Source organism: Marinobacter sp. HL-58 (assembly GCF_001314605.1).
Taxonomy (GTDB): domain Bacteria; phylum Pseudomonadota; class Gammaproteobacteria; order Pseudomonadales; family Oleiphilaceae; genus Marinobacter.
The window spans coordinates 20,628-33,119 of sequence record NZ_LIHP01000018.1 but is presented as its reverse complement, the minus strand read 5'-3'; the positions used below and the strand labels follow the sequence as shown (position 1 = coordinate 33,119).

The following is a 12,492-nucleotide window of genomic DNA, read 5'->3' as shown; positions in this document are numbered from 1 at the left end:
CCCTCACATGGATCGCTGATTGACCCGTTTCGATACGTCTTCGGCACTTTCCATCCGCTCGGAATACCGGTCCGTCAGGTAGTCACTGCGGTCCCGGATCAATAGCGTGAACTTCACCAGTTCCTCCATCACGTCCACGATGCGGTTGTAGAAGGGTGACGGCAGCATCCGGTCATTATCATCAAACTCCATAAAGGCTTTTGGTACCGATGACTGGTTCGGGATGGTCACCATCCGCATCCAGCGACCGAGCACCCGCAGCTGGTTCACTGCATTGAAGGACTGGGAGCCACCGCAGACTTGCATCACCGCCAGGGTCTTGCCCTGGGTGGGACGCATCCCGCCGATGGACAGGGGAATCCAGTCAATCTGGGTTTTCATGATCCCGGTCATGGCGCCGTGGCGCTCCGGGGAGCACCACACCATGCCTTCCGACCACTGTGCCAGTTCGCGCAGTTCCTGAACCTTCGGATGAGTGGCTTCCTCGGCATCCGCCAGGGGCAATCCCCGAGGATTGAACACGCGGGTTTCAGCGCCCATGGCTTCCAGCAGCCGCGCGGCCTCCTCTACCACGAGCCGGCTGAACGAGCGTTCCCGCAGTGAACCGTAAAGCAGGAGAATCCGCGGCGGGTGTGTGGACGGCATGTCGGCAAATAACGTGTCAGCTGTAGGTGCCGAGAACAGCATCCCGTCAATGTTCGGAAGGTCTGGGTTACTCATAACGCTTTTATATCACCCTGCAGAGTTCATGAATTCGGATTGAGGTTCAAAGCATAGCTGTCGGGTAGACGAATAACCTGCCGAAAAGATACAGCAGAATTTTTGCGGTTGGACAGGGTTATTGTTTCACCAATGCAGGGTTTACTTTGCCATCGGATCGGCCTAATATCCAGAAAATCGGATATCCATAAAATAATATATTCGGAGAAACGAATATGAAACGGCGCGTTTTGTTCGTCTGTACTGCCAACAGTGCCCGTTCGCTGATGGCCGAGGCTTTGCTTAAACATATGGCCGGAGACCAATTTGAAGTTGCCAGCGCAGGTACTGAGCCTGCACAGCCACATCCCATGGCACTGCAGGTATTACAGGAAGCAGGCTTTGCCGTGGAGGATCTGCACAGTAAGAAGCTGGAAGATCTGCGGGATAAAAACTGGGATTACGTCATTACGTTGTGTGAAAAAGCGTCCAGGGAGTGCGGCACAGTGTGTGATCCGGCCCAGCAGATTGCCTGGGATTTCCCCGACCCGGTACCCAGCGGACGGCATGCCACATTTGCGCTGACGCTCAAAGAGCTGAAGGAGCGTATCGGTCTGTTCACCATGGTGCACCAAAAAAAAACCGGGCTGAACCCGCTGGAATACAATCCGGTCAGTGTTTTTCGGGCGCTTGGGGATGAGTTGCGGCTGGCGATTCTGATGCTGATACGAAACCAGAAAAAACTCTGTGTGCATGAACTGACCACGGCACTGGATTCCTCCCAGCCCAAGGTCAGCCGACATCTGGCTAATCTGAAAGAAGCGGGGCTCCTGGAAGCGGCGCGCCAGGGCCAGTGGGTTTATTATTTTCTCCACCCGCAGATGCCGCAATGGTTGATGAGGGTGCTGGATGAGACATCGGACAGTAATACCACATTGGTAGAACGGGAGATGGAAAGGCTGAAAGCCATGACCGACCGACCTGTTGTGCGTGTACTGTAACGTCAATTTGACTGGACAGCTTGAAGATTGATTCAGGAGCAAAGATGAGCAAGATCAAGGTAGGAATAAACGGATTTGGCCGCATTGGCCGCCTGTCGCTGAGGGCCGCGTGGGGATGGCCCGAGATGGAATTTGTTGCCATCAATGATCCGGGTGCAGACGCCACCACCCTCGCGCACCTGCTGAACTTCGATAGTGTTCACGGCACCTGGGGCCAGGAAGCCACTCCGGACGGCGATGATATCGTTATCGGGGATCAGCGTATCCGCGTAACCCACAACAAGACCATCGGAGAGACCGACTGGTCCGGGTGCGATCTGGTCATCGAAGCCAGTGGCAAGATGAAAACCGTAGAATTACTGCAGGGTTATCTGGACCAGGGCGTAAAGCGGGTGGTTGTGACGGCCCCCGTCAAGGAAGCAGGTGCTAAAAATATTGTCGTCGGTGTAAACGACGGCATTTTCGATCCGGCCAGCGACCGCATTGTGACCGCTGCGTCGTGCACCACCAACTGCCTGGCACCGGTGGTGAAAGTGATTCACGAGAAACTGGGGATCAAACACGGCTCCATCACCACGATTCACAGCCTGACCAATACTCAGACCATCATTGATGCGCCCCACAAGGACCTGCGCCGGGCCCGGGCCTGCGGCAGTTCCCTGATTCCCACCAGTACCGGCTCCGCCACCGCGATCATCGAGATTTTCCCCGAACTGAAAGGGCGGCTGGATGGCCATGCGGTGCGCATCCCCCTGATCAACGCGTCATTGACCGATTGCGTTTTCGAGGTGGAAACGCCGACCGATCGCGATACGGTAAACCGGTTGCTGAAAGAGGCGGCTGAGGGAGAACTCAGGGACATCCTGGGCTACGAAGAGCGCCCGCTGGTGTCCATCGACTACAAGACCGACCCGCGCTCGTCCATCGTTGATGCCCTGTCCACGCTGGTGATCAACGGCACCCAGGTGAAAATCTACGCCTGGTACGACAACGAGTGGGGCTACGCCAACCGTACCGTGGAGCTGGCGCGCAGGGTGGGCTCTGCCTGATATGACCGCCGCCATCCGACAGTACCTGGTCATTACCGGCAACTACTGGGCCTTCACCCTGACGGACGGCGCCCTGCGGATGCTGGTGGTGCTGCATTTCCACCAGCTGGGCTACTCGCCACTGGAAATTGCCCTGTTGTTCATCTTCTACGAGTTCTTCGGTGTGGTCACCAACCTGGTGGGAGGCTATCTGGGAGCCCGCTGGGGTCTGAACCGCACCATGAACATCGGGCTTTTCCTGCAGATTGTCGCGCTGGGTATGCTGGCGGTGCCGGCGGCCATGCTCACCGTGCCCTGGGTGATGGCGGCACAGGCGCTGTCCGGCATTGCCAAGGATCTCAACAAGATGTCCGCCAAGAGCGGCATCAAGTTGCTGGTGCCGGATGAGCAACAGGGAACCCTGTACAAATGGGTGGCCATTCTCACCGGTTCCAAGAACACCCTCAAGGGTGTCGGCTTCTTCCTCGGTGGCGTGCTGTTGATGGCTGCGGGCTTTACGGGCGCGGTTGTTGCGATGGCAGTAGCCCTGGGGCTGGTGTGGCTGGCCAGTCTGTTCCTGCTGGGGCAGGACCTGGGCAAGAGCAAGGCCAAACCCAAGTTTAGTGAAATCCTGTCCAAAAGCCGCGCCATTAACGTGCTCTCAGCGGCGCGGATGTTCCTGTTCGGCGCCCGGGACGTGTGGTTTGTGGTGGCCCTGCCGGTGTATATGGCCACGGTATTCGGCTGGGACCACTGGCAAGTGGGGGGCTTCATGGCCAGCTGGATCATCGGCTATGGCTTTATCCAGACGGTTGCGCCCGGTATCACCGGCCATTCCCAGGGCCGGAAGGGCGCGGTGCTTTGGGCTGCTGCTCTGGCATTGATTCCGGCAGTTATTGCCGGGGGGCTGGTGGCGGGCTGGTCGCCTCAGCCGGTGGTGATCGGTGGCCTGCTGTTGTTCGGGGTGCTGTTTGCCGTCAATTCGTCGCTCCACAGCTATCTGATCGTCAGCTATGCCCGGGGTGATGGCGTTTCCCTGGATGTGGGCTTCTACTACATGTCCAACGCAGCTGGTCGGCTTCTTGGCACCATTCTCTCCGGCTGGGTTTACCAGGCCTACGGGCTGGAAGCCTGTCTGTGGATCTCATCGGCTTTGGTGGCCATGGCATCGCTACTGTCTTTGTTATTGCCCGAGAGGCGGCCCGTAGTGACGTGAATTGGCGTCAGAAGCGCATGACCAATCCAGCGCCGGCTTCCACCTGCAAGTAGCCGTCGCTGCGAAACCTGAGCTCGCAGCCGCCGGAGCAGAACACGGAACCGCCCGAGTTCAGGGCGGTGTAAATGCCGCGAAGATCCAGTCTCAAGCGCAGTTGTTCGGTCAGGAAAAACTGGTACCCACCACCGAGCGAGAGCGCTGCCCGGTGGTGGGTATCGTATCTCGAGTCCTCCGCTTCCAGGCGGGTAACGCCCAGCACGCCGGAGACAAACCCTCCGTAGCTTTTCCCGCCGGGAAAATAGAGCCCTCCGAACTGGAGTTGGTAGATCGTAAGGTCGATGGATTCGATGCCAGGGGCGAACAGGCCATTGTCGAGCCTGGCCGAGGTGCGTTGCCGGCCAAAATAAAGCTCTCCCTGTTTGCCGGGCTCCGCCAGATCAAAATTGAACACCAGTCCCTGGCTGGCGGAATCCCGGAAGTCGATCTGATCGTCGGCGCTGGCGCCGGCGGTCTCGATATCCACCGAACTGCTTATGCGAAAGCCTGCAAATGGCGACACTCCAACCTCTGCTACCGCCGGCGCTGGCAGTGTCAGGGCGAACAGGACCGCTGTGAGGGTTCGGAGGCTCATACATGTCTGCTCTGTGTGACTGATTTCTGGCAAGATCCTGTGCAATGGTGTCACCATTGTGGATTCCGTATGCCCGGGTGAACCTATTTTGACAGAACTTTTGTTGGAAAACGTCAGTGTCGGCGCCCTGAGCGAGGTCTCTCTGGTGGTGCCAGCCGGGCAGGTCGTTTGCCTGTCCGGCTCCTCCGGCAGTGGCAAAAGCCGTCTGCTGCGGGCCGTGGCTGACCTGGAGCCACACGGCGGCAGGATTTCTCTGGGTGATACCGCCCAGTTGGATGTTCCCGCACACCAGTGGCGTAGACGAGTGGTAATGGTCCCGGCCGAGAGCCAGTGGTGGTTCGATGAAGTCGGCCCCCACTTTCCGGGCATGACAGCCGAGCAGTTGCCTCCGGCGCTGGCATTTCCGCCCGAGGTGATGGTCTGGTCGGTGAGCCGGTTGTCCTCGGGAGAGCGACAGCGGCTTGCACTCTGGCGGGCCCTGGCCATGCAACCGGAGGCCCTGTTGCTGGATGAGCCCACCGCCAATCTCGATGGCAACACTACGGAAGTTATCGAGGACTGGTTGCTGGAAGAGATCCGGCGGCGTGAGATCGCCACACTCTGGGTAGCCCATGACCGGGCCCAGATTCACCGGGTGGCGGATGCGCACTATCGGATCCAGGGAACCGGACTGGAGACTGTCCATGGAAGTGATTGATCTGGCCTGGTGGAAATTGGGGCTGGCGGCCCTGCTGGTGCTGGCCCTGGCTGCGACGGGTTATGTGGCGCGCCTGGGTATTACCCGCAACCTGCTGATTGCCGCCCTGCGCACAGTGATCCAGTTGGCCCTGATCGGGCTGGTGCTGGAGGCCCTGTTTGCATCCGCCGCCTTTTACTGGATTGCGCTGATGGCCCTGGTCATGCTGCTGGTGGCCGGTCGGGAGGTGGTGGCGCGGCAGGGGAGGCGGCTTCACGGCTGGTGGGCATTCGGTATCGGTACCGGCGCCATGTTCGTATCGTCTTTTGCAGTGACCGTGCTGGCACTGACGGTCGTTATCGGGCCGGAGCCCTGGTACACGCCGCAATACGCCATTCCGCTGTTGGGCATGATGCTGGGCAATACCATGACCGGAATCAGTCTGGCCCTGGACCGTTTGAACGAGGGTGCCTGGCGGCAGCGGGCGGTGATCGAGAACCGTCTGATGCTGGGCCAAACCTGGCAGCAGGCCTTCGAGGATATTCGTCGAGAAGCCATGCGCAGCGGCATGATGCCCTCCATTAACGCCATGGCCGCGGCAGGCATTGTCAGCCTGCCGGGCATGATGACCGGCCAGATTCTCGCCGGCAGCCCGCCGGCGGTCGCGGTGAAATACCAGATCCTGGTAATGCTGATCATCACCGTCGGCACCGGTTTCGGGGCCGTGATGGCGGTCTCCTGGGGAAGCCGGCGCCTGTTCGACGAACGTGAACCCTTACCTGGTCAGGTCATGATTGCAGCCAGCCAACGATCGTGTCGTGCTCCGGGATGGAGCCGCTGTGGACCACTTTACCGTCAACCGCAACAGCCGGAGTGGACATGACCTGGTACTCCATGATTTTTGCCGGGTCGGTGACTTTCTCCACAATCACTGTCTGACCCAACTCCCTGGCAATACGCTCAATGCTTTCGGCGGTGTTGACGCATTTCTTGCAGCCGGTTCCCAGTACTTCGAAATGTTTCATAAGCTTCTCCTGTGGGATGTTTCATTCATTGTTGAAGGAATCAGAACCCGGTAAACAGCCAGGGACTGATGGCATTGATCACCCAGCCGACCACCATGAAATTGGCCAGCAGGATCATGAAAATCAGCCCCAGCAGACGGAAGGTCATCACCTGCTTGAGCATGATGAATTCGGGGAAGCTGGCCGCCACGGTACTCATACAGAATGCGAGCGTGGTACCTACCGGAAGGCCCTTCATGATCAGGCTCTCCATGACCGGAATAACACCGGTGGCATTGGAATAGAGAGGCAGCCCGGCAAGCACGGCGGCCGGTACGCTCCACAACTGGCCGGAACCCAGGTTTTCAGCAAACCAGCCATCGGGCACAAAACCATGCAGGGCGGCACCGAGGCCTACGCCGATGAGCACCCATTTCCAGATGCGCCCAACGATGTCTGTTAGTTCGTTTTTCGCAAACTGATGGCGCTCAGCAAACGTCATTTTCTGAACGGGCTGGATGGCTGTCTCTTCCGGGTGCTCTTTCACTGTTTGTGTCGCTTTCTGATAGGCCTTGGCAGCAAAATCCTTGAGCCAGCGCTCTCCCTTCATCGCGTCCAGGATCATTCCGCCGATGATACCCACGGCCATACCAATCACCACATAGGCCAGTGTGAACTTCCAGCCCAGCAGGCTCCACAGCATGATCACCGCCACTTCGTTGATGATCGGCGAGGTGAACAGAAAGGCCATAGTAATACCCAGCGGTATTCCGGCGCTGGTAAAACCCAGAAACAGCGGAATACTGGAGCAGGAACAGAACGGAGTGATGGCACCAAAGCCGGAGCCCAATGCGTAACCGGCGAAACGATTCTTGCCCTGGATGTAAGCGCGCACCCGCTCCAGATCAAGGGCTGCGCGGGCCAGGGCGATCACGTAAATCATCACCACCAGCAGAAACAGAATTTTGGTGGTGTCTTCGATAAAAAAGTGGACGGAGGTACCAAGCCTGGTGGCAGGGTCCAGTCCGATTACGCTATAAGTCAGCCAGTTGGCAAAGTCGGTAAAGATGTCGAGCATGAGCTTCCTGATCCATTAGATATCATCGGTTATGATGAAGACGAATCAGTCCGGGAAAAGATACTGTTTCAGGGGTTGATGTTGTTTATCGATCGTTTATCCCTATAAACAGATCGGACGGGTTACATTTTTCGGGAGCAATCTCAATGGCGTTCGAGTGCGTTTTGCGGGCATGGCATGATCATCAGGCGGAACTGCGCCACTTCCTGCTTGGCCGCCTTAAAGAGCCGGCACAAAGCGATGACCTGCTTCAGGATGTGTTTCTCAAGGCCATGCGCGAGGGGCAATCTTTCTGCGAACTGGAGAACCCGCGCAGCTGGCTGTTCCGTGTGGCCAGGAATGCCCTTGCGGACAGCCATCGTCTGCGCAAGGCCTGGGTGCCTGTACCGGACCATCTGCCGGACAATCGCAGGGCAGTGTCTGATCCGGTGGCTGACCTGGATGTGTGTATCCGGGCGGTTTTGCCCTCGCTCGGGGACGATGACCGCGATATTCTCGAGGCCTGTGATCTCGGCCCGTTATCCCAGGACGATTACGCTGCAAGTAACGGTATTTCGCTACCGGCAGCCAAAGCCAGAATCCGCCGGGCCAGAGCGCGCCTGAGGGACGAACTGGCCCGCCGTTGCAACGTGATAACGGATTCTTCCGGCAAAGTCTGTTGTCACAATTCAGTTGCCGACAACACCCGGACGGGACACTAGGCTTCCTGGTCTGGCACTTCCCGAATCCGGCCATGCTCGTCTATGGCAACGTAAACGAAGAGTCCTTCCGTTACCTTGCGAGGGGCTTTAGCCGAGCGGTCCAGTGTCCAGACCTCTATGTTGATCTTCATCGAGCTGCGACCAACCTCCATCAGCTCTCCATAACAGCCAACCTGCGAACCTACCCGCAGTGGGGAGAGAAACTCCATCCTGTCCATGGCAACCGTTGCGTTACGCCCCTGGGAGATACGCCCGGCCATGGTGGCTGCGGCCATATCCATCTGTTTGACCAGCCAGCCGGCGAAAACATCACCATTGGGGTTGGTGTCGGAGGGCAGGGGAATGACCTGAATGATCAATTCGCCCCTGGGAGTAGGTTTGTCGTCATCGAGCGCCGTCATGGATGTAACCTTTTGGGTCCGGAATTGTTTTAGTACCCGCATGTTAGCGGCCTGCGCGGCGTCTGCAAGAAAAATTGAACATCCTGTTCTATATTTCAGGGGCTGTAATAAAGTTGTCACAGAGTGGCTTTATTGTTCACACATCGGTGAAGCAAACCCGTAAGTAAAGTCAAAAAGACGAATGGAGACTCAACGTGATCAAACTTAAAACAGCCCTTACAACTGTGGCACTGGCAGGCAGCATCGCCGCTGTATCCTCCCCGGCCATGGCTCGCGACACCATCAGCATTGTCGGTTCTTCCACTGTTTACCCCTTCGCTACCGTGGTAGCCGAGCGTTTTGGTCGTGACACCGACTTCCCGACTCCGAAGCTGGAGTCCACCGGTTCCGGCGGCGGTCTGAAGCTGTTCTGTGAAGGTGTGGGCACCCAGCACCCGGACATCACCAACGCTTCACGTCGCATGAAGAAGAGTGAGTTCGACAACTGCCAGGCCAATGGCGTTAAAGACATTACTGAGGTCCGTATCGGTGCCGACGGTATCGTTATGGCCAACTCCAAGGAAGCGCCCAAGATGGACCTGAGCCTTGAGCAGATCTTCCTGGCCCTGGCCAAGGAAGTTCCGGATCCTGACGGCGGTGACAAGCTGGTTGCCAACCCCTACGAGAACTGGAACGAGATCGATTCCAGCCTGCCTGATATGGAAATCAGCGTGATGGGTCCGCCCCCGACTTCTGGCACCCGTGATGCGTTCGTCGAGCTGGCAATGGAAGGCGGCTGCAAGGAATTCGAGATGATCGCCGACATGGACGGAGATCAGTTCGAAACGGTTTGTCACAGCATGCGCGAAGATGGTCCGTTCATCGAAGCTGGTGAAAACGACAACCTGATCGTTCAGCGCCTGACCCGTGACGAGGAAACCGTGGGTATCTTTGGCTACAGCTTCCTGATGGAAAACAGCGGCCAGATTCAGGCAGCGACCATCAACGGTGTTGAGCCCACGCCGGAGAACATCTCCAGCGACAAGTACCCGGTTGCCCGTTCACTGTGGTTCTACATCAAACACGATCACGTGGGTGTTGTTCCAGGTATCCAGGAATACGTAGCTGAGTTCACCAGCGAAGGCACCTGGGGCGACAACGGTTATCTGGGCGATGTGGGTCTGATCCCGCTGCCACGGGAAGAGCGTATGGAAATCGCCAAGCGAGCGAAAGATCTGGAACCGATGACTGGCAACGAGCTGTAAGGCCCGGCCAGAGACGTCAGGGATGACGAAACGAGAGCGCGGGCCAAACGGTCCGCGCTCTTTTGTTACAGTTGAATGAATATTTTTGTGTGCCAAGCTGGCAAAATAGACGCCCAGTTCATTTAAAGCCACTAAAACAGAGACTGTTATGCAGACGGCCAATCTTCTGCCCCTGGTTCTGGTTCTAGCCGTGGTCGCCTATGGCCTTGCCTATATGCGATCCCGTGCGGTCGCAGCGCCTATCGGCGGAATCCGTAACCTCAAAGCTCTTCCTACATACTACGCGGCGCGCGCCGCACTCTGGTGCGCTCTTCCTTCGCTCCTGGTGCTGGCGGCCTGGGTTGGTTTTGAAGACCGGGTGATTCAGGGTATCGTCATCGCGACCCTGCCGCCCGATACCTGGCCGGAATCCCCGGGCCAGGCCAGCCTGATTCTCTCCCAGATCAGCAACGTTGCAAACGGCAGCCTCAATCCTGAGTTTGTGCCAGAGCACATTGCCGGTGCCGCATCGGTGCTTGAAACGGTCGAAGACCAGAGCCATAACTTCAAGGCCGCCCTGGTTTTGCTGGTCGCCGTAGCCGGTGCCACATTTGCATGGACCCGTGTGTCGCCACATATCAACGCCAGGATCAATGTGGAGACCACCCTTCGCCGCATCTTTTTCGTGTGTGCGGCCCTGGCGGTTCTGACCACGGCGGGTATTGTGTTTTCGGTTATTCTGGAGACCATACGCTTCTTCAACCGGATTCCAATTACCGAATTTCTGTTCAGTACGAGCTGGAGCCCCCAGACTGCCATTCGTGCGGATCAGGTGGGCGCCGAGGGCGCCTTCGGTGTTATTCCGCTGTTTACCGGTACCCTGCTGATTTCCGCCATAGCGCTGCTCGTGGCGGTGCCCGTTGGCCTGCTGTCTGCCATTTACCTGTCGGAATACGCCAGCAAACGCGTGCGCGCAACGGCCAAGCCTGTACTGGAAATGCTGGCAGGTATTCCAACGGTGGTTTACGGCTTCTTTGCCGCCCTGACGGTGGCGCCTTTTATCCGGGATGTGGCCGAAGCGATTGGCCTTGAGGCTTCCTCCCAGAGCGTGTTGGCTGCAGGCCTGGTTATGGGCATCATGATCGTACCGTTTGTATCGTCGCTGTCAGACGATGTGATCAATGCGGTCCCCCAGACCATGCGGGACGGCTCCCTGGCGCTGGGGGCAACCCAGTCCGAGACCATGAAGAAGGTGATCTTCCCTGCGGCGCTGCCGGGCATTATCGGCGGCATCCTGCTGGCGGCGTCCCGGGCCATCGGCGAAACCATGATCGTGGTGATGGCGGCGGGGCTGGCAGCCAACCTGACGGCCAACCCGCTGGAATCGGTGACGACAGTCACTGTTCAGATTGCAACCTTGCTGGTGGGCGACCAGGAGTTTGATAGCGCCAAGACCCTGTCAGCCTTTGCACTCGGCATGTTGCTGTTCATCGTTACGCTGCTGCTGAACGTGGTGGCTCTCAAGATTGTACGCAAGTATAGGGAACAGTATGAGTAATCAGAGTTCTCAGGCGGAGATTGTCCGCAACTCCCTGAAGCGCCGCTATCGGAAGGAACGCCGGTTCCGGCTGTATGGAATTCTGGCGATATTCCTGGCCCTGGGTTCCCTGTTTGTTCTCTTTGCTGACATTATCAACAAGGGGCACTCAGGGTTCGTCAAGACCACGGTCAGTCTGGAAATCAATCTCGATTCCGAGATGATGTACCTGGACGACCCGACCGATAAGGACCAGGTATCCCAGGCCGACTTTGTCGCGCCGGTGATTGCCTCCTTACAGGAGTATTTCCCGGACGTCGAAAGCGAGGCCGAGATAAAGCAGCTGGGCCGTCTGCTTGGCAATTATGCCGCCAGTGAGATTCGTGATCTGTTGAGGGACAATCCTGATCTGCTGGATACCACGCAGACCATCGACTTTCTGGCCCATGACCGGGTTTCGACCTACGTAAAACATGCCGATAATCCTAGCTACAGCATCAAGCTCTCAGAGAAGCAGCAGGAGTGGGTGGACGAGCTGGTGGAGCAGGGTGTTATCAGCACCAGCTTCAACGACGTGCTGTTCAGCCGGGGCGATTCGAGGGAGCCGGCCAACGCCGGTATTCTCGGCGCCATTATGGGTTCCCTGTTTACGATGCTGGTAACCCTGGTGATTTCGTTCCCTGTTGGTATCGCGGCAGCGGTCTATCTGGAGGAGTTCGCACCCCAGAACAAGTTTACCGATTTCATAGAGGTAAACATCAATAACCTGGCGGCCGTGCCATCGATCATTTTTGGCCTGCTCGGTCTTGCCGTTTTCATCAATCTGTTCGGCATGCCCCGCTCGGTGCCGTTGGTCGGTGGTATGGTGCTGGCGCTGATGACCTTGCCAACCATCATCATCTCCAGCCGTGCTGCCATCAAGAGCGTGCCGCCATCCATCCGTGAGGCGGCCGAGGGCGTCGGCGCGTCCAAGATGCAGGTGGTCATGCACCATGTGATACCACTGGCAATGCCGGGCATGTTGACTGGCTCGATCATTGGTATGGCCCAGGCCCTCGGCGAAACAGCTCCATTGCTGTTGATTGGTATGGTTGCCTTCATCGTGGATGTGCCGGAAGGTTTTGTTGATTCGGCGACCGTGTTGCCAGTACAGGTTTATCTTTGGGCAAGTGCCTCCGAACAGGGGTTTGTCGAGCTGGCATCCGCCGGCATCATGGTGCTGCTCACCTTCATGATCAGTATGAATGCACTGGCCATCTGGCTTCGCAAGCGTCTTGAGCGCCGGTGGTAAAGGAGA

Annotated in this window: 14 protein-coding genes; 9 read left to right on the top strand and 5 right to left on the bottom strand. The window is 57.7% G+C overall.

The genetic code is table 11. The features are described from left to right. Positions 1-3 precede the first annotated feature (3 nt). A complete protein-coding gene (gene arsH, locus HLUCCO03_RS16270; RefSeq protein WP_027829993.1) occupies positions 4-720 on the bottom strand; it encodes an arsenical resistance protein ArsH in 717 nt (238 codons plus the stop codon). A gap of 215 nt (positions 721-935) precedes the next feature. Here arsH and HLUCCO03_RS16265 point away from each other — a divergent pair, with 215 nt between their 5' ends. The 3 genes from HLUCCO03_RS16265 to arsJ are packed head-to-tail and all read left to right on the top strand — an operon-like array spanning position 936 to position 3,944. Further along, entirely contained in the window at positions 936-1,700 is a 765-nt protein-coding gene (locus HLUCCO03_RS16265) for a metalloregulator ArsR/SmtB family transcription factor (RefSeq protein ID WP_027829992.1), read from the top strand. Positions 1,701-1,744: 44 nt separating this feature from the next. Next, a complete protein-coding gene (locus HLUCCO03_RS16260) occupies positions 1,745-2,749 on the top strand; it encodes an ArsJ-associated glyceraldehyde-3-phosphate dehydrogenase (RefSeq protein WP_027829991.1) in 1,005 nt (334 codons plus the stop codon). A 1-nt stretch (position 2,750) separates the two neighbouring features. Beyond that, a complete protein-coding gene (gene arsJ / locus HLUCCO03_RS16255) occupies positions 2,751-3,944 on the top strand; it encodes an organoarsenical effux MFS transporter ArsJ (protein WP_027829990.1) in 1,194 nt (397 codons plus the stop codon). A gap of 7 nt (positions 3,945-3,951) precedes the next feature. Here arsJ and HLUCCO03_RS16250 read toward each other — a convergent pair whose 3' ends face one another. After that, entirely contained in the window at positions 3,952-4,575 is a 624-nt protein-coding gene (locus tag HLUCCO03_RS16250) for a hypothetical protein (RefSeq protein WP_027829989.1), read from the bottom strand. A gap of 88 nt (positions 4,576-4,663) precedes the next feature. Between HLUCCO03_RS16250 and HLUCCO03_RS16245 the strand changes: the two genes are divergently transcribed. Both HLUCCO03_RS16245 and fetB read left to right on the top strand, forming a co-directional pair. Further along, entirely contained in the window at positions 4,664-5,272 is a 609-nt protein-coding gene (locus HLUCCO03_RS16245; protein ID WP_027829988.1) for an ATP-binding cassette domain-containing protein, read from the top strand. Then, complete coding sequence (gene fetB / locus HLUCCO03_RS16240) at positions 5,259-6,134, top strand: iron export ABC transporter permease subunit FetB (protein ID WP_292016746.1); 876 nt, start codon at positions 5,259-5,261, stop codon at positions 6,132-6,134. The genes HLUCCO03_RS16245 and fetB overlap by 14 nt, the downstream gene beginning before the upstream one ends. Here the strand turns inward: fetB and HLUCCO03_RS16235 are convergent. Together HLUCCO03_RS16235 and HLUCCO03_RS16230 are read right to left on the bottom strand one after the other, a co-directional pair. Continuing rightward, entirely contained in the window at positions 6,040-6,276 is a 237-nt protein-coding gene (locus tag HLUCCO03_RS16235) for a thioredoxin family protein (protein WP_081813455.1), read from the bottom strand. The genes fetB and HLUCCO03_RS16235 overlap by 95 nt on opposite strands. A gap of 40 nt (positions 6,277-6,316) precedes the next feature. Next, on the bottom strand, positions 6,317-7,333 hold the full coding sequence (locus tag HLUCCO03_RS16230; protein ID WP_027829986.1) for a permease: 1,017 nt from the start codon (positions 7,331-7,333) through the stop codon (positions 6,317-6,319). A 146-nt stretch (positions 7,334-7,479) separates the two neighbouring features. Here HLUCCO03_RS16230 and HLUCCO03_RS16225 point away from each other — a divergent pair, with 146 nt between their 5' ends. Then, positions 7,480-8,034 carry a sigma-70 family RNA polymerase sigma factor gene (locus HLUCCO03_RS16225; protein WP_036197058.1) on the top strand — a complete coding sequence of 185 codons (555 nt, stop codon included), beginning with the start codon at positions 7,480-7,482 and terminating at the stop codon, positions 8,032-8,034. Here HLUCCO03_RS16225 and HLUCCO03_RS16220 read toward each other — a convergent pair. Then, positions 8,031-8,435, bottom strand: a complete 405-nt coding sequence (locus HLUCCO03_RS16220) for an acyl-CoA thioesterase (RefSeq protein ID WP_027829985.1) — start codon at positions 8,433-8,435, stop codon at positions 8,031-8,033. The genes HLUCCO03_RS16225 and HLUCCO03_RS16220 overlap by 4 nt on opposite strands. 194 nt (positions 8,436-8,629) lie before the next feature. Here HLUCCO03_RS16220 and HLUCCO03_RS16215 point away from each other — a divergent pair, with 194 nt between their 5' ends. From HLUCCO03_RS16215 to pstA, 3 genes are all read left to right on the top strand, one after another. Continuing rightward, positions 8,630-9,679 (top strand): substrate-binding domain-containing protein, encoded by a 1,050-nt coding sequence (locus tag HLUCCO03_RS16215; RefSeq protein ID WP_027829984.1) that lies wholly within the window; start codon positions 8,630-8,632, stop codon positions 9,677-9,679. A 148-nt stretch (positions 9,680-9,827) separates the two neighbouring features. After that, positions 9,828-11,216: a phosphate ABC transporter permease subunit PstC gene (pstC, locus tag HLUCCO03_RS16210; RefSeq protein ID WP_027829983.1), complete on the top strand. Its 1,389-nt coding sequence runs from the start codon at positions 9,828-9,830 to the stop codon at positions 11,214-11,216. Further along, a complete protein-coding gene (gene pstA / locus HLUCCO03_RS16205) occupies positions 11,209-12,486 on the top strand; it encodes a phosphate ABC transporter permease PstA (RefSeq protein WP_027829982.1) in 1,278 nt (425 codons plus the stop codon). Before pstC ends, pstA begins: the two co-directional genes overlap by 8 nt. Positions 12,487-12,492 lie beyond the last annotated feature (6 nt).

Coding starts and splice junctions, on each gene's coding strand:
- arsH (WP_027829993.1), bottom strand. CDS start 720: ATGAGTAACCCAGACCTTCCGAACATTGACGGGATGCTGTTCTCGGCA.
- HLUCCO03_RS16265 (WP_027829992.1), top strand. CDS start 936: ATGAAACGGCGCGTTTTGTTCGTCTGTACTGCCAACAGTGCCCGTTCG.
- HLUCCO03_RS16260 (WP_027829991.1), top strand. CDS start 1,745: ATGAGCAAGATCAAGGTAGGAATAAACGGATTTGGCCGCATTGGCCGC.
- arsJ (WP_027829990.1), top strand. CDS start 2,751: ATGACCGCCGCCATCCGACAGTACCTGGTCATTACCGGCAACTACTGG.
- HLUCCO03_RS16250 (WP_027829989.1), bottom strand. CDS start 4,575: ATGAGCCTCCGAACCCTCACAGCGGTCCTGTTCGCCCTGACACTGCCA.
- fetB (WP_292016746.1), top strand. CDS start 5,259: ATGGAAGTGATTGATCTGGCCTGGTGGAAATTGGGGCTGGCGGCCCTG.
- HLUCCO03_RS16235 (WP_081813455.1), bottom strand. CDS start 6,276: ATGAAACATTTCGAAGTACTGGGAACCGGCTGCAAGAAATGCGTCAAC.
- HLUCCO03_RS16230 (WP_027829986.1), bottom strand. CDS start 7,333: ATGCTCGACATCTTTACCGACTTTGCCAACTGGCTGACTTATAGCGTA.
- HLUCCO03_RS16225 (WP_036197058.1), top strand. CDS start 7,480: ATGGCGTTCGAGTGCGTTTTGCGGGCATGGCATGATCATCAGGCGGAA.
- HLUCCO03_RS16220 (WP_027829985.1), bottom strand. CDS start 8,435: ATGACGGCGCTCGATGACGACAAACCTACTCCCAGGGGCGAATTGATC.
- pstC (WP_027829983.1), top strand. CDS start 9,828: ATGCAGACGGCCAATCTTCTGCCCCTGGTTCTGGTTCTAGCCGTGGTC.
- pstA (WP_027829982.1), top strand. CDS start 11,209: ATGAGTAATCAGAGTTCTCAGGCGGAGATTGTCCGCAACTCCCTGAAG.